Annotated in this window: 22 protein-coding genes; 6 read left to right on the top strand and 16 right to left on the bottom strand. The window is 73.1% G+C overall.

The genetic code is table 11. The features are described from left to right. Window positions 1-14: 14 nt before the first annotated feature. Window positions 15-1,610 carry a class I adenylate-forming enzyme family protein gene (locus tag ACIQU4_RS36385; protein ID WP_403740281.1) on the bottom strand — a complete coding sequence of 532 codons (1,596 nt, stop codon included), beginning with the start codon at window positions 1,608-1,610 and terminating at the stop codon, window positions 15-17. Between the two features lie 174 nt (window positions 1,611-1,784). Between ACIQU4_RS36385 and ACIQU4_RS36380 the strand changes: the two genes are divergently transcribed. Beyond that, the gene (locus tag ACIQU4_RS36380) at window positions 1,785-2,225 is read left to right on the top strand and encodes a nuclear transport factor 2 family protein (RefSeq protein ID WP_403740279.1); all 441 of its coding nucleotides are present in this window, start codon (window positions 1,785-1,787) and stop codon (window positions 2,223-2,225) included. Between the two features lie 41 nt (window positions 2,226-2,266). Here ACIQU4_RS36380 and ACIQU4_RS36375 read toward each other — a convergent pair whose 3' ends face one another. The 6 genes from ACIQU4_RS36375 to ACIQU4_RS36350 form a co-directional block, all read right to left on the bottom strand. Next, on the bottom strand, window positions 2,267-3,553 hold the full coding sequence (locus tag ACIQU4_RS36375; protein ID WP_403740276.1) for an FAD-dependent monooxygenase: 1,287 nt from the start codon (window positions 3,551-3,553) through the stop codon (window positions 2,267-2,269). Window positions 3,554-3,557: 4 nt separating this feature from the next. Continuing rightward, a complete protein-coding gene (locus ACIQU4_RS36370) occupies window positions 3,558-3,821 on the bottom strand; it encodes an acyl carrier protein (protein ID WP_403740274.1) in 264 nt (87 codons plus the stop codon). A 56-nt stretch (window positions 3,822-3,877) separates the two neighbouring features. Further along, the gene (locus ACIQU4_RS36365; protein WP_403740272.1) at window positions 3,878-5,146 is read right to left on the bottom strand and encodes a ketosynthase chain-length factor; all 1,269 of its coding nucleotides are present in this window, start codon (window positions 5,144-5,146) and stop codon (window positions 3,878-3,880) included. Next, window positions 5,143-6,408 carry a beta-ketoacyl-[acyl-carrier-protein] synthase family protein gene (locus tag ACIQU4_RS36360; RefSeq protein ID WP_403740269.1) on the bottom strand — a complete coding sequence of 422 codons (1,266 nt, stop codon included), beginning with the start codon at window positions 6,406-6,408 and terminating at the stop codon, window positions 5,143-5,145. The genes ACIQU4_RS36365 and ACIQU4_RS36360 overlap by 4 nt, the downstream gene beginning before the upstream one ends. Beyond that, window positions 6,405-7,187, bottom strand: a complete 783-nt coding sequence (locus tag ACIQU4_RS36355) for a thioesterase II family protein (protein WP_403740266.1) — start codon at window positions 7,185-7,187, stop codon at window positions 6,405-6,407. The genes ACIQU4_RS36360 and ACIQU4_RS36355 overlap by 4 nt, the downstream gene beginning before the upstream one ends. 158 nt (window positions 7,188-7,345) lie before the next feature. Continuing rightward, a complete protein-coding gene (locus ACIQU4_RS36350) occupies window positions 7,346-8,167 on the bottom strand; it encodes a BTAD domain-containing putative transcriptional regulator (RefSeq protein WP_403740263.1) in 822 nt (273 codons plus the stop codon). A 213-nt stretch (window positions 8,168-8,380) separates the two neighbouring features. On the opposite strand from ACIQU4_RS36350, the gene ACIQU4_RS36345 reads away from it, so the two are divergent. Continuing rightward, the gene (locus tag ACIQU4_RS36345; RefSeq protein ID WP_403740260.1) at window positions 8,381-9,346 is read left to right on the top strand and encodes a BTAD domain-containing putative transcriptional regulator; all 966 of its coding nucleotides are present in this window, start codon (window positions 8,381-8,383) and stop codon (window positions 9,344-9,346) included. Here ACIQU4_RS36345 and ACIQU4_RS36340 read toward each other — a convergent pair. Then, a complete protein-coding gene (locus ACIQU4_RS36340) occupies window positions 9,272-10,195 on the bottom strand; it encodes an MBL fold metallo-hydrolase (RefSeq protein WP_403740257.1) in 924 nt (307 codons plus the stop codon). The two genes, ACIQU4_RS36345 and ACIQU4_RS36340, sit on opposite strands and share 75 nt — an antisense overlap. Before the next feature lie 290 nt (window positions 10,196-10,485). Between ACIQU4_RS36340 and ACIQU4_RS36335 the strand changes: the two genes are divergently transcribed. Together ACIQU4_RS36335 and ACIQU4_RS36330 are read left to right on the top strand one after the other, a co-directional pair. After that, window positions 10,486-10,857 (top strand): hypothetical protein, encoded by a 372-nt coding sequence (locus ACIQU4_RS36335; RefSeq protein ID WP_403740254.1) that lies wholly within the window; start codon window positions 10,486-10,488, stop codon window positions 10,855-10,857. Beyond that, a complete protein-coding gene (locus ACIQU4_RS36330; protein ID WP_403740251.1) occupies window positions 10,854-11,528 on the top strand; it encodes a nucleotidyl transferase AbiEii/AbiGii toxin family protein in 675 nt (224 codons plus the stop codon). The genes ACIQU4_RS36335 and ACIQU4_RS36330 overlap by 4 nt, the downstream gene beginning before the upstream one ends. A 56-nt stretch (window positions 11,529-11,584) precedes the next feature. Here ACIQU4_RS36330 and ACIQU4_RS36325 read toward each other — a convergent pair whose 3' ends face one another. The 6 genes from ACIQU4_RS36325 to ACIQU4_RS36300 all read right to left on the bottom strand — a co-directional run bounded on the left by ACIQU4_RS36325 (window position 11,585) and on the right by ACIQU4_RS36300 (window position 18,124). Continuing rightward, the gene (locus ACIQU4_RS36325) at window positions 11,585-12,406 is read right to left on the bottom strand and encodes a 4'-phosphopantetheinyl transferase family protein (protein ID WP_403740248.1); all 822 of its coding nucleotides are present in this window, start codon (window positions 12,404-12,406) and stop codon (window positions 11,585-11,587) included. Beyond that, window positions 12,403-14,424 (bottom strand): polyketide synthase, encoded by a 2,022-nt coding sequence (locus tag ACIQU4_RS36320; protein WP_403740245.1) that lies wholly within the window; start codon window positions 14,422-14,424, stop codon window positions 12,403-12,405. Before ACIQU4_RS36320 ends, ACIQU4_RS36325 begins: the two co-directional genes overlap by 4 nt. A gap of 84 nt (window positions 14,425-14,508) precedes the next feature. Continuing rightward, window positions 14,509-15,333, bottom strand: a complete 825-nt coding sequence (locus ACIQU4_RS36315; RefSeq protein WP_403740242.1) for an acyl carrier protein — start codon at window positions 15,331-15,333, stop codon at window positions 14,509-14,511. A 64-nt stretch (window positions 15,334-15,397) separates the two neighbouring features. Then, window positions 15,398-16,204 (bottom strand): ScbR family autoregulator-binding transcription factor, encoded by an 807-nt coding sequence (locus ACIQU4_RS36310; protein WP_403740240.1) that lies wholly within the window; start codon window positions 16,202-16,204, stop codon window positions 15,398-15,400. Between the two features lies 1 nt (window position 16,205). Then, entirely contained in the window at window positions 16,206-17,054 is an 849-nt protein-coding gene (locus ACIQU4_RS36305; RefSeq protein ID WP_403740238.1) for a BTAD domain-containing putative transcriptional regulator, read from the bottom strand. A 389-nt stretch (window positions 17,055-17,443) separates the two neighbouring features. Beyond that, window positions 17,444-18,124, bottom strand: coding sequence for a ScbR family autoregulator-binding transcription factor (locus ACIQU4_RS36300; protein WP_403740235.1), 681 nt, complete (start codon window positions 18,122-18,124; stop codon window positions 17,444-17,446). 442 nt (window positions 18,125-18,566) lie between these two features. On the opposite strand from ACIQU4_RS36300, the gene ACIQU4_RS36295 reads away from it, so the two are divergent. Further along, complete coding sequence (locus ACIQU4_RS36295; protein ID WP_403740231.1) at window positions 18,567-19,568, top strand: ScbA/BarX family gamma-butyrolactone biosynthesis protein; 1,002 nt, start codon at window positions 18,567-18,569, stop codon at window positions 19,566-19,568. Between the two features lie 39 nt (window positions 19,569-19,607). On the opposite strand, the gene ACIQU4_RS36290 is transcribed toward ACIQU4_RS36295, so the two are convergent. Then, window positions 19,608-20,450, bottom strand: coding sequence for an SDR family oxidoreductase (locus ACIQU4_RS36290; protein WP_403740228.1), 843 nt, complete (start codon window positions 20,448-20,450; stop codon window positions 19,608-19,610). Between the two features lie 124 nt (window positions 20,451-20,574). Here ACIQU4_RS36290 and ACIQU4_RS36285 point away from each other — a divergent pair, with 124 nt between their 5' ends. Further along, window positions 20,575-21,246 carry a ScbR family autoregulator-binding transcription factor gene (locus ACIQU4_RS36285; RefSeq protein ID WP_403740225.1) on the top strand — a complete coding sequence of 224 codons (672 nt, stop codon included), beginning with the start codon at window positions 20,575-20,577 and terminating at the stop codon, window positions 21,244-21,246. Window positions 21,247-21,311: 65 nt separating this feature from the next. Here the strand turns inward: ACIQU4_RS36285 and ACIQU4_RS36280 are convergent, their stop codons facing one another. After that, window positions 21,312-22,823: an FAD-dependent monooxygenase gene (locus tag ACIQU4_RS36280; protein WP_403740222.1), complete on the bottom strand. Its 1,512-nt coding sequence runs from the start codon at window positions 22,821-22,823 to the stop codon at window positions 21,312-21,314. Window positions 22,824-22,984: the final 161 nt, after the last annotated feature.

Below are 22,984 nucleotides of genomic sequence, written 5' to 3'. Positions count from 1 at the left end.
GGGGCCGCGGGAGGTCACACGGCCGCGGCCTCCGCGGCGGCCCGGCCGCGCAGGCTCAGCCGCAGCGCGCGCCGCTCGGGCTTGCCGACGGGGCCCCGCGGCACGGCGTCGAGCACCTCGACGCGGCGGATCTGCTCGAAGTCGTTCAGGCGGGCGTTGGCGCGCTCCACGATGGAATCGAGGACGTCGAGCAGACCGGGGGCGGTGGGGTCGCGCAGCACGATGCCCGTCCACACGAGCGCGCCGTGCACCGGGTCGGGCCAGCCCGCCACGATGCACTCGGCGACGCGCGGATCGGCCCCGATGACGTCTTCGACGCCGCTGGGCGAGACGAGTTCGTTGTCGTACTTGAAGACGTCGTCGAGCCGGTCCACCAGGAACAGCACGCCGTCCTCGCCCAGGTACCCGACGTCCCCGGTGGAGAACCAGCCGTCCGCGTCGATCGGCGAGGGCGCGGTGTCGTCGAGGTAGCCGGCCATCACCTGAGGCCCGCGGACCTGGACCTCGCCGGTGGCGTAGACGTCGAGCGGGGTACTCGTGTCCACGGCGACGATGCGGCATTCGGTGCCCGGTACGGCGGGTCCCACCGAGCCGCTCTTGGGGCGGCGCGGGTCCTGGCAGTGGGAGAGCGGGGAGAGTTCCGCCAGCCCGTAGCCCTGGATGACGGGGACGCCGAGGCGGGCGCGCAGGGTCCGGGCGGCGGTCGGGGACAGGGCGGTGCCGCCGGAGAGCACGGCGGTCAGGCGCCGCCCGGCCGGGAAGTCGTGGGTGAGCCGCTCGTCCTGGGCCAGCCGGTGCAGGCGCGCGGGCAGCCCGTAGTAGTGGGTGGCCTCGGCGCGGGCGGAGGCGGCGAGCGAGGCGACCGGGTCGGGGTCGGTGCACAGCACCTGGCAGGCGCCCGCGTACACACCCGAGTTGAGGTGCATGGTGTGGTAAAGCGGCAGGTGGTTGAGGGTGACCGAGTCGCTGCCGAGGTCGTGCGCGGTGGCGGTCTGGGCCGCGTTCGCCACCAGGTTGCGGTGGGTGAGCCGGACGCCCTTGGGGCGGCCCGTGGTGCCGGTGGTGAACTGGATGCAGACCTCGGCGTCCAGGTCGACGGCCCCGGGCAGCACCGCCCGCTCCGGCGCGGCGGCCAGCGCGGCGGCCAGCGGCACGGCGTCACCGGGGACCACGCCGTCGGGCGCGTCGGTCACGACGACGGACCGCAGGTGCGGAAGCCGGTCGCCCACCTTGACCAGCAGTTCGGCGGTGGCGGCCGGTACGAACGCCACCTCGACCTCGGCCGTCCGCAGGACGTGGACCAGGCCCGCCTCCTTGATCAGCGGGTTGACCAGCACGACGGTGTTCCCGCTGCGCACGGTCCCGTAGTAGGCGGCGGCGAAGACCGGGTCGAGGAAGTTGGCGACGCCGACCCGCGCCCCGCGGCGGCCGAGGGTGTGCTCCAGGTAGGAGGCGAAGCGGTCGGCCCGGCCGTCCAGTTCGGCGAAGGTCACCGTCGTCGTGAAGCCGGCGCCGGTCGCGGTCCGGATCGCCCGGCCGGCGGGGTCGCGGACCGCCGCCCGGCGCAGCAGGCCGTCCAGCGGGAGTTGCGGGTACACGAATCTCGCCATGGTGCTCTCCTCCTGGCTCCCGAAGGGGCGCCCGCGGCTGCGGCGGAACCCCTAGACCCTGTCGGCCCTTGGACCCTGTCGGCCCAGCCTGGGCAGCGGCGCTTGAGGAGTCTTCGAAGAGCGCTCGATCTGCGGCGCAGATGCTGTCGGGAACCGATCGAACGGAGTCCACCGATGACAGCGACGACGACAGCAGTGAGGGAGTTCGGCCTGCTGTACGCGGAGGTCCAGCAGTTCTACTCCCGCCAGATGCAGCTCTTCGACTCCTTCGAGGCCGAGCCGTGGGCGGAGACCTTCACCGAGGACGCGGTCTTCGACGTGCCGACGCTGCCCGCGCCGGTGGTCGGGCGCGCGGCCCTCGCCGCGAACGTCCGGCGCAACGCGGAGGTCCAGGCCGGCAGCGGCGAGCAGCTGCGGCACTGGCTGGGCATGCTGGACGCGCGGCCGCAGCCCGACGGCACGGTGCACACGCGCAGCTACGCGCTGGTGTACCTGACCCCGCGGGACGGTGAGTCGAAGGTGCACCGGGTGTGCGTGATGGAGGACGTACTGGTCCCCGCGCCGGGCGGCTGGCAGGTCGCCCACCGCCTGGTGACGCGCGACGACCTGCCTTGACCGGTGACCGGTGACCGGTGACCGGCGGCGGGAACGGCCTACTACAGGGACCGGTTGACGTGCAGCACCGGGAACAGGTCGGTGCGGACCCCCGCCGGGTCGTGGCCGTGCGCGACCTTCCGGGTGATCTTCGCACCGATCGGGGTGCGGGTGACGACCGCCGCCGCCCGCGCCCGCAGGAACGCGGCGGCCGGCCCGCCCCCGCCGAACAGCGAGCGGGCCTGCATGACCTGCATGCGGTGCACGGCGGCCGCCGCCGGGGCGCGCCGGTCCCGGTAGGGCGCGAGGCGCGGCGCCGTCGGCTCCCCGTCGGAGAGCGCGGAGACGAGTACGGGGTGCAGCGCGGCGGCGTCCTGGAGGGCCAGGTTGATGCCCTGGGCGCCGATCGGCCCGTGGGTGTGGGCGCTGTCGCCGAGCAGCACGAGCCCGTCGCGCACCCATTCCCCGGCGTGCGAGGCGAACACGTCGAGCAGGGTCAGATCGGCCATGGAGGTGATCTGCTCGTGCACGAGGTCGGCGTACTGCGGCAGTGCCTCGGCCAGTTCCCACCGGATGTCCTCGATGCCGCGCCGGACGGCGCCGCGCCAGCCGCCGTGCGGCAGGGTCCAGCCGATCCGCAGCCGGTCGGGGTGGGTGTCGTGGACGAGTACGGCGCTGCCCGCAGCGCGGTGCACCCGTACCTGCCCGGTCGCCCGGCCGGGCGCGTGCAGCGAGAACCACACCACGTCGTGGGCGAAGGACTCCCGGCGCCCGGCGTCGATGCCGGCGAGCGCGCGGGTCTTGGAGAACCGGCCGTCGGCGCCGACGACCACCTGGGCGCGGACGGTGACGGGCACCCGGTCGGGTCCGTTGACCACCGCGCCCGTGCAGGGGCTGTCCGGGCGCTTCTGGCGGAGCGCGGCGATCCGGTGCCCTTCGAGCAGGGTGAAGCCGGGCAGCCGCTCGCAGGCGGCGAGGAGTTCCTCCAGCAGGTGCGGCTGGGGGAGGGCCAGCAGGTGGTCGTACGGGGCGGGCAGCCGCCCGTAGTCGATGTCGAGCAGCACCCGCTCCCGCTCCAGCACCTGGAACCCGCGCAGGCGGGCCGCGCCGCGGGCCACCGCCCCGGCCAGGACGCCGAGCTCGTCGAGGATCCGCTGGCCGCCCGGCTGGAGGATCTCGCCGTGGAACTCGCGGCGGAACGCGGTGGAGCGTTCGACCAGGGTCACGCGGACTCCGGAGCGCAGCAGCATGAGCGTCAGCGCCAGCCCGGCGGGACCGGCGCCGATGACGCAGACGTCGGTGTCGACGGTGGCGGCGGTGTCAGTGGTGATGAGGGTCTCTTGGATCACGGAATCAGACCGCAGCCCGTGCGGACAGCACCTCGTTGACCATGGCGAGGTAGCGGCGCGGGGTGTCCGCGTCGTCGAGGGCCTCCTCGTCGAGGAGCACGTCGTACTCGCGCTCGATGTAGCCGGTGGTCTGGAGGATGGCGAGCGAGTCGTAGCCCAGCTCGAACCAGTTCAGGTCCAGGACGTCGCCGTCGAGGTCGACGCCCTCCTCCTCGCCCGCGCACTCGCGCAGGATGCGCTTCAGGTCGTCGAGTTCCAGCCGGTCCATGGTCTCCCTCTGTTCTGGTGGGGGGCTTCTTTTTTCGTGGGGATACGGGTCAGGGCTCAGGCGTCCGGGGCGCGTACGACGACGGCGGAGTTGAAGCCGCCGCGCCCGCGGGCCAGTACGAGCGCGGTCCGCAGCGGCAGCCCGAGGGCCGGGCTGGGCGCGCCGGTGACCAGGTCCAGCAGGTACTCGTCGGCCGGGAGTTCGGTCCCGGTGGTCGGCGGGATCAGCTGGTCGCGCAGGGTGAGCAGGGCGGCGGCCACGTCGAGGGCCGCGCCTCCGGCGGCGAGCCGCCCGGTCATCGACTTGGGCGCGGTGACGGGCACCCCGTACGGGCCGAACAGTGCAGTGATCGCCTCCGCTTCGGCGCGGTCGGCGCCGCGCTCGCCCGCCGCGTCGGCGAAGACGACGTCGACCTCGTCGGGGTGGACGCCCGCGTCGGCGAGGGCGAGTTCCGCGGCCGCGCCGAGCCGGGAGGTCCCGTCGGCGTCGAACGTGGCGGCGTGCCCGGCGATGGCGCCGTACGCGCGGGCGCCGCGCCGGCGTGCCTCCTCGGCGCCCTCCAGGACGAGGAGCGCGCCGCCCTCCCCCGCCACATAGCCGCTCGCGTCCTCGGCGAACGGCAGGTAGGCGCGGGCCGGGTCCTCGCGGTGGGTGAGCCCGCCGCCGGCCAGGTAGGCGGCCCAGCCCCAGGAGCACAGGGCGGAGTCGATGCCGCCGGTGACGACGAGCTCGGCGCCCTTGCGGATCTGGCGGCGGGCGTGGGCCATCGCGTCGAGGCCGCCGGCCTGCTCGGAGACGATCACTCCGGAGGCGCCGCGCAGGCCGTGCCGGATGGAGATCTGGCCGCTGTTGACGGCGTAGAACCAGGCGAATGACTGGTACGCGGAGACGTGCTGGCCGCCCTTGCTCCACAGTGCCTGGAGCTCCTGCTGGCCGAACTCGAACCCGCCGAAGGAGTTGGCGGTGACCACGCCCGCGGCGTGCTCGGGCAGCTGCGCGGGGTCGGCCCCGGCGTCGTCGAGCGCCTCCTTCGCGGCGGCGAGCGAAAGCCGGGTGACGCGGTCGGTCTGCGGCATCAGCCGGCTGGAGACGTGCTCGGCGTCGACGAATCCGGGCACCTCGCCGGCCAGCTTGGCCGGGTAGCCGCTCGCGTCGAACCGGCTGACCGGCCGGATGCCGGAGCGGCCGCGCAGGACGGCGGACCACCAGGCCTCGGTGCCGAGCCCGTTGGGCGCGGCGACCCCGATGCCGGTGACGACGGGGGCGGCCGTACGGGAGGCGGGTGTGGCGGCGGGGGCGATCGGGGCGGCGAGAACGGTGGTCATCGGTCCGCCTTCGGGTTCGGGCTGGTCAGGATCATCGCGCTCTGGAACCCGCCGAAGCCGCTGCCGACGGTCAGGACGGCGTCGGTGCGCTGCCGGCGGGCGGTCAGCGGGGTGTAGTCGAGGTCGCAGGCCGGATCGGGCTCGTGCAGGTTCGCCGTCGGCGGGACGGTGTCGTGCTCGATGGCGAGGGCGCAGGCGGCCACTTCGAGGGCCCCGATCGCGCCGAGGGAGTGCCCGATCATCGACTTGATGGAGCTGACGGGGACCTCGTACGCCCGCTGTCCCAGGCTCCGCTTGAACGCCTCGGTCTCGTGCTTGTCGTTCTGCTTCGTGCCGGAGCCGTGCGCGTTGATGTAGTCGATGTCCCCGGGCACCAGCCGCGCCTCGGCGAGCGCGGCCGTGATGGCGGCGGCCATCTCGATCCCGTCGGGCCGCAGTCCGGTCATGTGGTAGGCGTTGCTGCGCGAGGCGAAACCCGAGATCTCGGCGTACATGTGCGCGCCGCGGGCTCGGGCGTGCTCGTACTCCTCGATGACGAGGACGGCCGAGCCCTCCCCCAGGACGAACCCGTTGCGGGTGCGGTCGAAGGGCCGCGAGGCGGTCTCCGGCTCGTCGTTGCGGGTGGAGGTGGCGCGGATCGCGTCGAAGCAGGCGGCGGTGATCGGCGTGATGGGCGCCTCGGCCGCGCCGGTGACCATCACGTCGGCGCTGCCCTCGCGGACGAGGTCGACGGCGTGCCCGATCGCGTCGAGGCCGGAGGTGCAGCCGGTGGACACCAGGGCCACGGGCCCCTGGGCGCCGACGGTACGGGCCACCTCGGCCGCCATCGAGCTGGGGACGAAGTAGTCGTACAGGTGGGGCACGGCCTTGGTGTGGTCGACGAGCGTACGGGTGCCCTGCTCGCTGACGACCCCGTACTCGGCGTCGAGGCCGGTGGTGCAGCCGAGCGCGCTGCCGAGGGTGACCCCGGTGCGCGCGGCGTCGTACGAGCCGGCCAGGCCGCTGTCCGCGAGGGCCTCGCGGGCGCTGACGACGGCGAACTGGGCGGCGCGGTCCAGGCGGCCCGACTGTTCCGCGCTGAGCCCGGACTCCTGGGGGTCGAAATCGGCCTCGGCGGCGATCCGGGAGCGGAATCCGGAGGCGTCGAAGAGGGTGATGGCGCGGGTGGCCGTACGGCCGTCGGTCAGCAGCGACCAGAATTCCTTGGTGCCCGGGCGGCCCGGGGCCACGACCCCGATGCCCGTGATGACGACTCGTCTCATCGCCCTTCCCCCTGTCCTGTCGGTTCGCGGTGGCCCGTCCGGTGTCCGCGCAGCACGATGCGGGCGGCCCGGCCGAGCATCCGGGGCAGCTCGCCGCCCCGGACGAAGAAGTGGCCGCCGGGCACGGTCCGCCGCACCAGCCGGCCGGTGGTCCAGCGCTGCCAGCCCGCGGCGGCCTCGGCGCCGACGAGGGGGTCCTCGGTGCCGGTGACCGCGAGCAGCGGTACGGGCACGGGGCCGGGCGCGGTCGGCGCGACGGCGGCGGCCCGCAGGTTGCGGGCGAGCCGGAGGTCGGCGCGGAGCACGGGGAAGACGGACCGGAACCACACGTCTCCGGGCCGCACGCCGGGCGGCAGCGCGTCGAACCGGTCCAGGACGCGCAGCAGTTCCTCGTCCGGCAGCTCGGCGGAGTTCGCGAGGGCGGCCGGCAGGTCCGGCGGCGGGCTGGCCCCGACGGCGAGCAGCGCGGGCATCGGCAGCCCGTACTCCATCGCGGCGTGGGCGACCGTGAGGGCGACCGACGCGCCGAGGCTGTGCCCGTAGAGGACGTAGGGGGCGCCGGCCCCGTCGGCGATCTGCTCGAACAGGGGCTTGAGGTCGGCCAGGAGCTCGTCGCGGCCGGTCAGCCGGATCTCGCGGCGCCGCTCGTCACGCCCGGGCAGCAGCCAGGGCGTGGTCGACACCCCGCTCCCGGCGAGCTTGTCCCACCGGTAGAACGAGGACACTCCGGCACCCGCATGTGCGAAGCAGTGCAGCCGTACGGCCTGTCTGTCGCCCATCGCCACCTCCCAGGAACCGCACTACGTAGGCCTCGACACTCACCGACCGCGCTTGAGACCGGCTCGAATCGGTGTGCAGACCGCCGTGGAAGGCACTGGGAGGGACTGGAGGGACTGAGAGGGACCGGATGGGACCGGATGCGACCGGATGGACCGCTCTAGGCGGCGTAGAGGTCGAAAGTGGATCCGCGGCGCGCCCCCGCCACCACGTCCAGCGCCGGATCCACCGTCAGCATCGCCTGGTGCAGGCGCTGGAGCTGCGGGGACGGCTCCACCCCGAGGTCGTCTATGAGGCGGTTGCGCAGCCTGCGGTAGACGTCCAGGGCGGTGGCCTGGCGGCCGGACCGGTACAGCGCGACCATGGCCTGCGAGTGCAGGCCCTCGTGCTGCGGGTGCCGGGCGATCAGCTCGGTCAGCTCGGCGATGACCTCGACGTGCCGGCCGAGCCGCAGGTCCGCGTCGATGCGCCGCTCGACCGTCACGAGCCGGCTCTCCTCCAGCCGCATGACCTCGATCTCCAGGATCGGTCCCACACGTACGTCGACCAGCGCCGGGCCGTTCCACAGTCCGAGCGCCTTGCGCAGCAGGTCGGCCGCGCGCTCGTCGTCCCCGTCCTCGTACGCGTGCTGTCCGCCCACCACGAGGCTTTCGTACGCGTGGACGTCCACCGCGTCCGGCGGTATCTGCAGCAGGTAGCCGCCGTGCCGGGTCGCGAGCACGTCCTTGGCGCTGCCCGGGACGCCCGGCCCCATGGCCGTGCCGAGTCTCCTGCGCAGCTGCAGGATGTACGTCTGCAGCGTCGTGAGCGCGCTCTGCGGGAGGTCGGTGCCCCAGATCTCCTCCATGAGGGTCTGCACGGGCATCACCCGCCCCGGATAGAGCGCGAGCAGCGCCAGGATCTGGCGCGGCTTGCCAGCCGTCGGAACAATCGAGCCCCCGTTGACCTCGGCACTCAACGGACCCAGAACCTGAATCTTCACGGTGTCCTCCGTATTTCGTCGAGTTCCCATCGATTTTCAGCCTTCGACTCCGGCACGGTAGCGGTGTCCAGTGCACCGTCCCGGAATTCTTGAGCAGGTGTCGAGCAGCCCTCCGCTCCGGACGGTTGCAGGCGAAATACAAGCTGGTAGATTCCGCTCAGGGCATTAAAACCGGCACATATTTCATTTCCGCCGGGAGGGGGCAGCGCAGCCGTGGACGACGACACCGAAATGGACTTCCGCGTCCTGGGGCCGGTGGAGGTGCTCGACCGCCGCACGGGGAGGTATGTCGCGCCCTCCGGCGCCAAACAGCGGGCGCTGCTCGGCGCACTGGTGGTCCGGGCGGGCCAGGTGCTGCCCGCCGAACGGCTCATCCACGAACTGTGGGGCGACCGCCCGCCGGCGGGCGCGGCCAACGCCCTGCACGCCCATGTGGCCCGCCTGCGCCGGCTGCTCCACGACGCCGCGGGCCATGACCCGATCTCCACGCACGCGACGGGCTACACGCTGGGACGGCCCGCGACGCGGACGGACGCCCACCACTTCCACGACCTCTCCTCGAAGGGCCGGGGAACGCTCGCCGCCGATCCCGTACGGGCGGCGGACCTGCTGAGCGACGCGCTCACCCTGTGGCGCGGCCCGGCGCTGGAGGGCAGCGGGCAGGGGCCCCTGTGCACGAGGGAGGCGGAGCGGCTGGAGGAACTGCGGCTGACCACGCTGGAGACGCTGTACGACGCCCACCTGCGCAGCGGCCGGCCCGCCGAGGCCGCCCGGGAACTGGAGCGGCTGACGGCCCGCCACCCGGTGCGCGAGCGGCTCTACGAGCTCCAGATGCTGGCCCTGTACCGCTGCGGCCGCCAGGCCGAGGCCCTGGGCGTGTACGAGCGCGCCCGCCGCCGCCTGGCGGACGAACTCGGCGTGGAACCGGGCCCGGCCCTGCGCGAGCGCATGGAGGCGATCCTGCACCACGCCCCGTCCCTGTCGACGCCGGACCCGGACGCCTCGCTCCACGAACTCGGCAGCGCGATAGCCCGCCTGGGCACGCGGATCGAGGCGCTGGCGCGCGAGCAGAAGCGGCTGATCCAGCGCTTGAACAGGCTGACCTCAGGCGTGGCACTCCAGGGGCCGCCCGTGGTAGGCGGTCATCTCCGCGAACAGGGCGCCGACATCGAGGGGTGAGCCCTCGGGCAGCCGGCCCTGCGCCTCCGCGTAGCCGCGGTGGAGGTTGGGCAGCAGCCGCTCGGCGTCCAGCAGCTCGGCGTACGGCCCGAGATCGGTGGCACGGGCCAGCTCCAGCGGACTCACCCCGGCCGCGACGCCCTCCCGGGCCAGACCCTGCACCCAGCGCAGGTACCCCTCGTTGGCATCGAACACCTCGGGCCCCCCGACAGGCCCGTGACCGGGAACGACGGTGGTGGCCCCCAGCCCCCGCAACCGCTCCAGGGCCCTCAGGCTCCCCGCGACGGACCCCATGACGCAGAACGGAGTGACCCCGTTCATGACGAGGTCGCCGGTGAACAGCACGCCCTGATCGGGCAGCCAGACGACGGTGTCGTCGGTGGTGTGGGCGGCCGGGCCGATGTGGATGAGCTCGGCCCGGACGTCCCCCACATGGAGCGTCGTCCGGTCCCGGAAGGTCAGTTCGGGCGGCCTGACCTCGATGTCCCCCCAGCACACGTCGGGCCACAGCCCGGCCATGTGCAGCCCGGCCGCCTGGACCATGACCCGGGTCCGCTCGTGCCCGATGGTGAGCGCCTCGGGAAAGAGGAAGTTCCCGTACGTGTGGTCGCCGTGGAAATGCGTGTTGACGAGGGCCCGCGGCGCCCGCCCCGCCACCCGCAGCGCGGCCCTGCGCAGCTCCCGGGCCCGCTCCTCGGTGGCAACGGTGTCGACGAGCGCACTGAACCCGCGATGGCTGATGATCCCCGCATTGTTCAGACACCACCCGCCCTCGGGCTGCACATAGGCGTGCACCCCGTCCCCCACCTCAAGAACGCCCCGCTCCCCGCCCACGCGCACCTCTCCCATTCCACCGAATCCCGGACCTCAAATCCTCTCCCGCCCCACTCAATTCCCACTGGATTTCCAATCTCCCCGACACCCGAGCCACCGGAAAATCCCCGCCCCTCAATCCCCCGTCAAGCAGATTTCCAACAACCCTGTTTCCCCCGTCGACCGCGGATACGAAAACCGCAAGGCTCACACGAACGCACGTTCGACTCACGGTGCGAGTGGAGCACGTGCCAAGCACAGGGCGGCTGGGGCACGATGTCGCGTCCGCTGTACCAGTGGGGGCCGTGGCACGGGATACTGGCCGCATGGCTCAGCTGTCGTCCCCCGTCTCACCGGTGCCCGCGGGCGAGGTCCTGCGCGAGCGGTACACCGGCCGCCTGCCCGCCTCCCTCGACGAGCTGGCCGGCCCGTCCCGCGGGGTGGTGGAGCTGCCCCTGCACGTGGCGTGGTCCGGGTTGCGCGTCTACGACCTGGACCGGCCCCGGCAGCGGATGAGCATGTACCGCACCGTCCTGGCCGAGGGGCAGCGCGACGACCTGACCGCGTTCCTGGACCGCGACCTGCTGACCGAGCAGTGGCCCGTCCTGCGCACCCTGGTCAGCCGCCACATCCGCCAGGTGTGGGAAGAGCACTTCCCCCGGCTCACGGCCCGGACACGGACGACGCCCGCCGCGTGAACCTCAGCGCGCTGCACCGCCGGCTCCTGGCCGACGTGATCGCCATCGGCACGCCCTACCCCCTCGTGATCACCGGCGGCTACGCGGTGCAGGCCCACGGCCTCGTCGACCGCCTCAGCCAGGACCTCGACGTCGCCACCGAGAACCCCGCCCCCATGACCGACATCAGCACCGACCTCGCCCACGAGCTGGCCAAACGCGGATGGCAGGTCGCCGTCATCGCCGTCGACCCGCTGTCCGCCCGCCTGATGGTCACCGACCCCGCAGACGGCGCCGAATGCGAGGTCGACATCCTCAAAGAGAACCTGTGGAGCAGCCCGGCCCACACCGAGTACGGCCCGGTCCTCGCCCTCGACGACGTCATCGGCACCAAGGTCCGCGCCCTCGCCGACCGCGGCGCCGTACGCGACCTCATCGACGTCCACGCAGCCTCCCGCATGCGCACCATCACCGAACTCGAGCACCTCGGCCGACGCCACGGCCGCGACGAGTTCCGCCTCGAAGACCTCCACGACCGCCTCGCCGGCACCGGCTGGTACGACGACGAGGAGTTCCATGCCTACGGCCTCGACCGCACAGCCGTCACCGCCCTGAGGCACTGGGCCCAGTCCTGGACCACCGACCTCGAACAACGCCTCGCCATCCACGACACGGAGGACGAGACCTTCTGACCGGGAGGCCGAGGCCGGGACACCGAGCCACGCACTCGGCAGCGCAACGGGAGGGGTCAGATGCCCGCGGGGGCCGGGAGGACCAGGCGGCGGGGGGCCGCGCGGCCCCAGGGGAAGCCGTGGTGGAGGTGGACCGCCGGGGGGCGCGCAGCGTCGACCTCGACCGCCACCGCCGCCAGTACCTCCGGCACCGGCTCCACCTCCAGGAACCGCCACCGCTGCGCCGAGTCGTCGGCCGGCGGCCGGAACGACAGCACCCCCCGGTCCTCGGCCAGCGCGAACGCGAAGGAGTCGAACGGCAGCCCCAGCCCCAGTCCCCGCGCCTTCGAGTACGCCTCCTTCAGCGTCCACAGCCGCAGCGCGCGCCGATCCCGCGGCCGCCCCGGCGCGGCACTGGCGATCCAGTCCTGCTCCTCCCCGGAGAACGTCGCGATGATGTTGTCCAGCCCCCGCTCGCCCCGGTCCAGCCGCTCCACGTCCACACCGATCCGCAGACCCCGCGCAACCCCCAGCAGGTTGTACGCGTTGGCGTGCGAAAGGTTGAAGTCCAGCGCATCGGCCCCCCGCGGCAGCCCCCCGGCCGGCGTCTGCAGGAACGGCCGCCCGCGCGACGACCGCCAGATGATCGCCTCGGCCTCCGGAATGCCGGTCTCCAGCGCGAGCACCCGGCGCACCAGCGCGTGCGCGACGAGGTACTGCCGGCGGTCGCGTTCGAACAGGAACCGGCCCGCCACCTCCTGCTCGTTCTCGTCCAGCCAGTACGAGGCCAAGGTCGCGGCGATACCCGGCGCGAGGTCCTCGTTGGGGCAGAACCACAGGTTGACCGGGGCCGGCTCGTTCTCCCCCGGCCCCGCCGGGTCGAGCGGCAGCGCCGTCATGCCGGCCCCTCCTCGCCGCCCAGCCACAGCGGTACCCGCAGGAACGCGGACGCGGGCAGCGCCACCACGTCCGCGGCGGACGACCCGCGGGCCGGCTCCAGCACCGCCCAGTCCACGTCCAGCCCCGACAGCCACAGGCCGCGCAGCTGGTGCAGGTGCCCGGCCTGCCAGAGCGCGGCGAGGTAGCCGTCCGTTTCCGGTACGGCGCCCAGCCCCAGCGGGTCGGCGCCGCCGTCCCGCAGATCGGCGCAGGGCGCCCCGTCCCGTACGAACTGCTCCAGGACCCGCAGCAGTTCGCCGGTGTCACCGACGACGGCCGCGAACCGGCAGTCCATGGCGGCCCGGCCGGTCCGCAGGGCACGCGCGAGCCCGCCGAGCGGCGGCACCGGCCCGGTCCCGCCCAGCATCTGGGCGAACCGCCGAGCGGTGGCCGCCAGATGGGACGGGGTCGGGGCGGACAACAAGAACAGCTCGGGACCCACGGAAGCCCGGTCCGGGGCCACACGCGACTCGGCGGCGGCCGGCAGGTACTCCTCCAGCACCACCTCCGCGTCCGCACCCCCCGCACCCCGCACCCCGACGCAGATCCGCCGCGGCCCGCGCCCCTCGCTCTCCCAAGGCCGCGCCTCGACGCGCCCCGGCCCGGGCGCCAGAACCCGGTGCCCCAGCTGCAGCACCGCCCGCGTCAGCACGGCGACCCCGGTGGCAGCGCCCGCGTCCCCCACGAGCGCACGCACGGCCCCGGCATCCTCACGAACACCGACAGCCGCCCCGTCCACCCCGGCAACCCCGGCAACCCCGGCAACCCGCAACGCCTCCCGCAACACCCGCCCCGCAGGCGCCCCGGCTCCATCCGACCCGGACGCGGCGTCCTGGCGTACGGCGGCGGCCGGGGCATCCGCCGTACCGGGCCGGGCGGACCCGGCGGGCCACGCACCGGATTCGGCGTACGCCTCGCGCAGCGACCTCGCGGCTCGGGCGGCGGCCGCCGTACGCCCGCCCGCGGTCCCCGTACGAGTGCCCGCGCCGCGGGACCTGCGGCCCGGGCCGGAAGCCGTGGGGTCGGGCGCGGTGTGGCCGACCGCGCTGCCGCGGACCAGGCAGTGGACGCCGTCACCGTCCGCCAAGGCCCGCGTCAACGGCTTGAGCAGCAGCGCGCCCACGCCCTCGCCCGCGCCGGGGTGCCGGCTGGAGGGGTGCAGCAGCAGCCGTACGCCGCCGACGAGCGCGGCGGCGCACTCGCCACGCCGCAGGGCGGCCACCGCGAGATGCAGGGCGACGAGCACCGAGGACTCCGCGGTGTCCACCGACTGGCTGGGGCCGGTCAGACCGAGCAGGGCCGAGAGCCGGTTGGGCAGGCTCCACTGGCCGCCCCGCGGCATCGGACGGGGCCTCTCGCGCCGCCACGTCCGGGCGGCGAGCAGCGCGTAGTCGCCGGGCCCGGCGCCGGTGAACACCCCGACGCTGCGCGGCGTCCCGTCGGCGGCGGTCAGCGCGTCGAGGCGGGCCCCGGTGCAGCCGGCGTCCTCCAGGGCCTCCCACGCGGTTTCGAGGAACAGCCGCTCCTGGGGGTCCATCAGGGCGGCTTCGTGCGCGTCGATCCCGAAGAACTCCGGGTCGAAGTCCTGTACTCGCTCCAGGTAGTGGCCGGGCTCGTCCCCGGGCCGACCGGGCGGCGGAGTCGAGGCGCTGTCGTACCCGGCGCGCGCCTGCCGCCAGAACGCGGCCAGGTCGGGCGCCCCCGGATAGCGCCCGGCCATCCCGACGACCGCGATCGGCTCCCCGACCGGCTCGGCGACCGGCTCGGCGACCGGCTGCGCGTCCCGCGCGGGAGCCTCCGGCCCGGTCGTGGAGATCGGTTCCGGCCGATGGTCCGGCAGTGTGAGGACGACGGGTCCCGCCCCGGTGGCGGCGGCCCCGGTGCCGGCGACACCTGCGGCGCCGGTCAGCAGCGCGGCCACCTGGGCCCGGTCCAGATGGCCGTTCTTGAACCGGGTCAGGACTTCCTTCTCGTCCATCTGGACGTGCTCCTTCTGAAAATGTCTGGTGGATCAGGCCGGACGCCTCGGGCCCGGCCGTGATCCGCCGGACACCACATGGCTTCAGCCGCGACGGCCGAGCAGCACGAGAGCCTCGTCCACGGTGAGCCGGTCGTCGCGGATCGCGTCCAGCAGGACGTCGAGGTCGCCGCCCGGAAGCGGCCGTACGCCGGGTGCCTGGGCCGTGGCAGCCGGGGCAGCCGGGGCCTGCGCTGCCTGCGCCACCTGCGCGGCCTGGACCGCCTGCGCCGCCGCCCCCGTCCGCGTCGCGATGTACGCGGCCATGGCGGCCAGGTTCGGGTGCTCGTACAGCAGGACGGACCGCTCCTGCAGGCCGAAGCTGCGGTTGACGACCGCGATGAACTCCGCGCCCACCATCGAGTCGACACCGAGCACGTTGAACGCGGCCGTGGTGTTGATGTCCCAGGGGTCGCAGCACAGGATCCCCGCGAGCTGCTCGCGCAGCACCTCCGCGATCCGGGTCGCCGCGGCGGCCGCCGGCGACTGCCGGGCGGCGGCGGAAGCGGAGGAAGCGGCGGAGGCGGACGGGACGGCGACCGGCGCTTCGTACCCCGCCGCCGCAACGGGAGCCGCCGCCGCGGCAACCGGCGCAGGCGCGGCAGCGGCGCTGCCGGCCGCACTGCTCGCCGCCCGCGCGACCTCGCGCGCGAAGGACACCGGGGTCGGGAAGTCGTAGAGGTCGGTCGCGCGCACGCGCAGTCCGTACCGGGTGTTGACGACGGCCACGAACTCCACGACCAGCAGGGAGTCGAGCCCCATGGACTGGAAGGTCTGCTCGGGGTCGATCTTCTCCGACTTGACCCGCAGGACGTCGCCGAGCACTCCGATGAGGTCGGTCAGTATGTCCGCAGGATGATCCATCGTCATCGCAGGCTCCTCCAAGCCGTCGGGTGGCACACGGTCAGGGTCAGGGTCACAATCACGGTCGCGGTCACGCGCTGCTGCCGGAGAACACCGGACGAGACGGGCAGTGCGCGCTCTCGCCCCGTACGTCCGCCACCCGTCGCGGCGCCGTGTCGGGATCCGGCATCCCGAGCCGGAACTGCCGTTCCGCACCCTCCGGCACCAGGCTCGGCAGCAGCAGCGACCACAGCCCCGACACCCGGCGCTGCAGCTCGGCGTACGGCATGCCCGTGGCCGCCAGCGCCTCGATGCCGCAGGCCGCCGCGGCGACCAGGGATTCGATGCTCTCCCAGCGGCCCTCGGCGCGCAGTTCGCCCGCGTCCCGGGCCTCGCACAGCAGCCCGCAGACCTCCGCGAGCCAGATCCGGTGGAAGTCGGTGGCGAGCGCGGGCAGTCCCGCGCACTCCTTGGTGATGCGGAAGCTGGCCGGAATCGCCGGTTCCTCACGCAGGTTGAGCGCGAGCCAGTGCGTCGTGTCGACCAGGGTCTGGAGCGGGGAGCTGCCGGATGCGCGCAGTTCGCGCACCGCTTCGCGCAGCAGCTCGCAGCCGCGCAGCTGGACCGCCTCCGCCAGTTCGTCCTTGGAGGCGAAGTGGAAGTACAGCGCCCCCTTGGTCACTCCGGCGAACGAGGCGATCTCCAGGAGCGTCGCGTTCGCGTAGCCGTTGCGGTGGAACATCTCGGCGCCCGCGTGCACGAGCTTCCTGCGGGTCCGCTCCGACCTCTCCTGCACGGCGCTGCCTCCTCGGCCCGTGGTCCGGGCGCGCTTGCGGCCCCGGGCCCCGGTCCCGGCCGCGTTCCCGGTGTCGGTGTCGGTGTCGCGTGCGGCGGCCATCTCAGCCCACGCGTACAAGTCGCTCGCTGTTGGTCTCCGCCGCCACCGGAGTCTCGGGGCTGGCCATGAGGATCGAGCGCTGCAGCCGGCGCAGGGCGGCCGACGGCTCCAGCCCGAGCTCGCGTACGAGCGTGGCGCGCAGCCGCTGGTAGACGTCGAGGGCCTCGCCGCGCCGGCCGGAGCGGTGCAGGGCCAGCATGAACTGGCCGTGCAGGTTCTCGTGGGTGCGGTAGCGGCTGGCCAGCACGGTGAGTTCGGCCAGCAGTTCACGGTGCCGCCCGATCCGCAGATCGGCCTCGATGCGCTGGTCGAGCGCGCAGAGCCGGGTCTCCTCCAGCCGCCGCGTCTCCATGTCCAGCTGGATGCCGCCGTGTACGTCGGCGAAGGCCGGTCCGGACCACAGCGACAGCGCCTCGCGCAGCAGCCGGGCCGCGCCCGGGAAGTCGCCCGCGTCCATCGCCCGGTAGCCCATGCCGGCGAGCCGGTCGAACTCGCGGACGTCGCTGGTGCCGCCGCCGCTGTTGAGCAGATAGCCCCCGGGCAGCGTGACGAGCACGTCCTTGGCGGTACGCCGTCCCGCGGGGGCCGCTTCGCCCTCGCCGGCGGCCTCGCCCTGCTCCAGGGCTGTCGCGATGAGGGCCCGCAGCTGCAGGACGTAGGTCTGCAGTGTGGTCCGTGCGCTGCGCGGCGGTGCCCCCTGCCACAGTTCCTCTATCAGAGCCGACACCGGAACGACCTGGTCGGCATGGAGCGCCAGCAGCGCCAGCACCTGTCGCGGCTTCGGGGCGGTCGGCGTAACGGAGATTCCGCGTTCCCGCACCGCCAGTGTGCCCAGTACTTCGATGTCCACGCCATACTCCCCTGTCCGTGGATGAGCCTCCGCCAGTAAAAAACAGGACCGGCGGTTTGTCAATACGAAACCGACCGCGCTGTTTTGTTTCTTAGCCCACCTAACGAACCCTCAAAATACGGTCTTGACCTGCGTGTTTGTCGGACCGTCAGAGTGCGGAGGCCGCTGTAGCCCCACTCCGTACTCTCTCCAGGACGGCCCTAGATTTGGCAAAACAAACCGCGAAGTCCGCGTACGGACAGAGTGAACACACGCGTCTGCCCCACCCGTTCACCACGAACAGAAGCGCCCCGGCCCCCCGCGCTCGTACGCGAAGGGCCGGGGCACCGCCCCGCCACCCCGCGAGGGACCAGGAGGGACTAGAGGGACCAGAGGGACCAACGCGATGACTACACGGACCGCCGGGCCGTCCCGGCGGCCTCGAAACCGGCGAGCCGGTCCGCCGGTACGAGCGTCGGCAGCAGCAGCCGCCAGAACCGGGTCACCGTCGCCGCCGACAGCCACGCCCCGTCCCGTACGGCGAGCACCTCGAAGCCCACGGTCGCCGCCACCACGGCGGTCACCACGTCCCCGGCCGCCGCCTCGGGACGCAACTCGCCCTCCGCCTCCGCCTGCCGCAGCGTCTCCTCGACCCAGCGGCGCCAGCGTTCGCGCAGGTCGCCCGGGCGCGGCCGGGACAGCTCGCCGCTCAGCGCGAACCCGGCCCGCAGCACCGGGTCGGCGCGCAGCGCCCCCGCGAGCCCGTGGGTGACGTCGACGAGGAGCTGCACCCGGCCCTCCCCGGCCGGGAGCACACCCCCCTCCACATCCACACGCGCATTCCCCGTGAGCGCCAGCAGCCGGGTCAGCGCCGCCTCCTCCACGGCGTTCGCCAGTGCGGCCTTGCTCGGGAAGTGGAAGTGCAGCGCCCCGTTGCTCACCCCGGCCAGCGAACTGATCGCGGTGAGCGAGGCCACCGAGAAGCCGTCCCGATCGAAGGTCTCGGCTGCGGATCGGATCAGGGTTTCGCGCGTACGCGCCGCGCGTTCCTGTTTGACCATCGACTGCTCCGTCACTGCGAGGGGTGCCACGCCCGCGAGGGCGGGCCGGCAGGTGCTTGCCATGGAGCGTCGCGAGGTGGTCGCTCCCGCTCCCCAATATAACAAACCGTCTGCGCGGTTTCCGGCGAGGAAGGCTCTTACGCCTTACCTTCGGCTCAAGCCGGACCAAAGGCGACCGAAGATCGGGCCGAGCGACCGAAGACATTCGGTCACCATTGATCAGCAGACTTGAGAATCGCTCTGATGGCACTCAACTCACCCGGGACCACGAAAGGTCACCCAGGGTGCGACTAGAGTGGGACGGGGCCCGAGAGAACCGGCTCCGACCAGCGGAAACGCGATATTCGGAAGGAAAGCATCCGCCGTTCGCACGAACGGACGGTCGGATACCGCTAGAAATTAAACCGGTTGGTATGTATCTTTCCCGCCAGAGGCAACAAGCCCTTCTCGCCAGCGGAGCCCAGGGGGAGCAATGTCTGCGAGCACGTTTCAAGTTGAACTAACCGGGTTCGACAGAGAAATGAAGCGACGGGCCACTTGGACTTCGGCCAGTCGCCCCGCAATCCTCTCCACATGGACCACCACGGTCCCCAAGGAATTAGTGCACCGAGCAGCCGTCGCCGAGGTCATGCTCACCGACTGGGAGCGCCAGGACGACACCCACTTCACCGTCACCGCCCAATGGCCCCGCAGCCATAGCTTCTTCATACCCGTACACGGCACCCACCATGACCCCCTCATGGCCGTGGAGACCTTCCGCCAGGTCGGCGCGCTCCTCGGCCACGCCGAGTTCGGTGTCCCGTTCGGGCACCAGTTCCTGATGCGCGACCTCAGCATCGCGGTGCGGCCCGAGCAGCTCGTCGTGGGCAGCGCCCCCGCCTCCATCGACATCGAAGTCACCTGCACCGACGTACGGCGCCGCGGCAACCGGCTGGCCGGACTGCGCTACGAGGCCGCCCTGCGCCGCGACGGCGAACTGGCGGCGACCGCGGCCGCCTCGTACACGTGCATCGCGCCCACCGTCTACGAGCGGCTGCGCGGCGACCGCGCCCTGAGCGGCGAGCAGCGCCGCCTGCCGCTCACCGCCCCGGCGGCCCCGCAGAGCGTGGGACGCGTCTCGCCCATGGACGTCGTCCTCTCCCCCACCGATCAGCCGAACCGCTGGTTCCTGCGGGCGGACACCCGCCACCCGGTGCTGTTCGACCACCCCGTCGACCATGTACCGGGCATGGCACTGCTCGAAGCCGCCCGGCAGGCCGCCTCCGCCGTGCTGGGACGTTCAGCTTTCCTTCCGCTCGGCATGGACAGCACCTTCGAGCGGTATGCGGAACTGGACGCTCCGTGTGTCATCGAGGCGCACACGCTGCCCCGTGAAGCCGTACCCGAGGGCCGGGATGCCGTTGTGGTCACGGGTCATCAGAACGGCAGCCCCGTCTTCAGCTCCACCGTGTCCGCGGCGTCGTACGACGTCTGACAGCCCGGGAGCCGGCGCCGGCGGGACCGCGCGGCACCCTCACACGAAAGCACCCAGGTGATCCCTCGCCCACCCGCGGAAGGAGCCGGCAGGACGGCCGAGCAACACGGGCACCGTCCCGTCCACCTGGGCCTTCGCCCCCGCGCGCTGCCGCTGCGCGCTCTGCAGCAGCGCCTCGACGAGCTCGTGCGGGTACCTGACCCGCAGCGCCGCCCGCGCCTGCTCCCGGCCCAGTTCCTCGAAGCGCAGCGGACGGCCCAGCAACTCCGCGAGCTGCGCGGTCTGCTCGGCCGCGGTGATCGCCTCCGGGCCGGTCAGCGTGTACGAACGCCCCGCGTGCCCGTCCCCGGTGAGAGCCCGTACCGCCACGTCCGCGATGTCGCGCGGATCCACGCACGCGTTGCCCGACGCCCCGCACAGCGCCCGCACCACCCGCTCCGCGCGCACCGTCGCCGCCCAGGACAGGGTGTTGGACATGAACGAGCGCGGGCGCAGCAGCGTCCATTCCATCCCCGAGCCGCGCAGCAGCTCCTCGTTCCCGCGCTGCCACCGGGTGATCAGGTCATCGGCCCCGGGGTCCGCCACGGCCGCGGCGGACAGTTTCACGATGTGCCGTACGCCGGCCGACCGCGCGGCCCGGATGAACCGCGCATCCCCGTCGCCGCCGACGTCCGCGGTCACCAGGAAGGCCGCGCTCACGCCGCGCAGGGCCCGTACGAGCGACCGCCGGTCCCGGTGGTCGCCGTGGACGGCCTCCACAGGCGGGCGGAGGCCCACAACCCGTTCCGGATTTCTCGACATTACGCGAAACCGCAGGTCGACAGGCAGTCTTCGGACCACTTCGCGTCCGACCGTCCCCGTGGCCCCCGTGACCAGAATCATGACCTTCCCTCCCTGACCTGACATTTTCCGCCACCGGCCACCATCCGATGACCGTCACCCGCTGTAAGATACGAACTGGGCGGTTTTTTTACATGCCCCATGAACAGAGGAGGGAGGAGGCAACGTGGCTGAGCAAGTCCGGGCCATCCGCACTCGGCAGGCGATCCTTACCGCGGCGGCCAAGATCTTCGAGGAGTACGGCTACCAAGCCGCCACGATCTCCCAGATCCTCACCGAGGCCGGGGTGACCAAGGGCGCCCTGTACTTCCACTTCCAGTCCAAGGACGACCTGGCCCAGGGAGTCCTCGCCGGGCAGGACCAGCGGATCCTGGTCCCCGAGCGGGCTTCCAAGGTGCAGGAGATCGTGGACATGGTGATGCTCCACGCCTACCGCCTGCAGACCGATCCCATGGTCCGCGCCGGCGTACGGCTGACCATGGACCAGCTGGCCCAGGGCCTCGACCGCAGCGGCCCGTTCGTACGCTGGGCCGAGGTCGTCACCGTCACGCTCCAGAAGGCCCAGCAGCAGGGCGAGCTGCTGCCCCAGGTCGTACCCGAAGAGACCGCCGACGTGATCGTGGGAACGTTCGCGGGCATCCAGTCCATGTCCCAGGCCATCTGCGACTACCGCGACCTGGCGGCCCGGACCTCCGCGCTGGTGCGCCACCTGCTGCCCAGCGTCGCCGTCTCCTCCGTCCTCGCCTCGCTCGACCTCGCCGAGAGCCGCGGAGGCGCGGTCTACGCCGAAGCCCTCAAGGCGGCGGACGCCCTGGAACTCGCGACCACCCCCGGCTGACCCCGCGCGGGAGTCGGAGCCGCCGCCCGGCGCGCCGTACCCCCGCACCGGGCGGCGGTACGCCGTCACCGGCACCCCGCACGGGCGCCCCTGGCGAAGTACACCGACAGCGCGTCGGCCAGGTCCGCGCCGCCCGGCGCCCACGCGATGTAGCCGTCGGGCCGCACCAGCAGGGCCTCGTACGGCACGTCGGGCGTGGGCCGGGCGCGCACCACGCGCAGGATCCCGTCCCAGTCCCGCGCCTCCTCGCGGTGGCCGGCGCCCTTCTCGCCGAGGAGCAGCAGCAGCGGCCGGCCGCCCTGGAGCAGCCGGATGACGTCCGTCTCGCCGGTCGAGGTGGTCAGTGCGGCATTGTGCAGAAACGTTCCTGCACCCGGGCAGGAACGCCCGGGATGCGCCGGGAGCACCGCCGGGAGCACCGTGTCCTGCGCACTGATGAGGCCGCCGAGATGCCCCTGGGCCCCCTCCTGCGCCAGCAGCCCCGAGAACACCCCGCGCAGGGCGTCGAGCTCGGGCCCCGGCCGCATCAGCGCGAGCTGGGCCCGGGTGTTCTCGATGACCCGCCGGGCGACCGGCCTGCGCTCCGCGTCGTACGTGCCGAGCAGGTCCGGGCCCGCCTCCCCGCGCACCGTGAGCGCCAGCTTCCAGGCCAGGTTGAGGGCGTCGAGCACCCCCGTGCTCAGGCCCTGCCCGCCGATCGGGAAGTGCACGTGCGCCGCGTCCCCCACCAGGAAGACCCGCCCCTCGCGGAAGGTCCGCGCCAGCCGGGAGAAATCGCTGAACCGGCCGAGCCAGCGCGCCTCCCCCATCGCGATCTCGCGTCCGGCGATCCAGGACACCTCGCGGCGCAGCTCCTCCGGCGTGGGCGGCAGGTGCCGGTCGGCGTGCGCCCCCGCGCAGTTGAGCGTCCGGATGTGCGTCCTGCCCTCGGCGTCGCCCTTGGCCACGATCCAGCCGCGCGGGGTCCGGTGCCAGCCCGGAGCCAGCGCGTCCGGTTCGGCGAGCCTGACGGCGCCCATCAGCGCGGAGATCGTGGCCGGATGGGTGTCGGAGGCGATGCCCGCCCGCTCGCGGACCGTACTGCGCGCACCGTCCGCCCCCACCACGTACCGCACGTCGTACACCACCGGCCCCTGCGGCCCCTCGGCCGTGATCCGGACCCCGTCCGGCTCCTCGTCCTGGACCACCCCGGTCACCCGGTGCTCCCGCAGGATCCGCGCGCCCGCCTCCCGGGCCCGCTCCTCGAACTGCCGCTCCAGCTGCGCCTGGGGGCACTTGAGGATCGGCTCCGGCTCAGTCTCGGGCGCGGTGATGAACAGGCCGGGCAGCCCGGCGAAGTGGAAGGGGCTCCCGGTCCGGACGCCCCGGGCGCCGGAGTACGGGACGGCCGGCGCCGGCAGATGGCCGCGCCGGGCCAGGCACTGCACGGCCCGGGCGTGCAGCGTGGTCGCCTTGGGCCGCTCGGACACGCGGGCCCGGGATTCGAGGAGCACCGTGTCGACTCCGTACGCGGCCAACTCGGCCGCCACGAGCATCCCGACGGGCCCCCCGCCCACCACCGCCACCTGCGCCCGCATACGACGTTCCCCCTGCACAGCGGTGCCCTCCCCCGTTGACGACCCCTCAGGACCGGAAATATACCGGGTGGCCCGTTTCTTTTCCAAGGAAGACGCAAGGAGGGAGCAAGGCGCTCGGGGACGCGGGCCGTACGAGGGATCAAGGCCTGCGCGAGGAGCCA

It is taken from the genome of Streptomyces sp. NPDC090741 (genome assembly GCF_044769045.1).
Lineage (GTDB): Bacteria > Actinomycetota > Actinomycetes > Streptomycetales > Streptomycetaceae > Streptomyces.
Note: the sequence above shows the minus strand (reverse complement) of the source record. Positions and strands in the feature narration are given on the sequence as shown.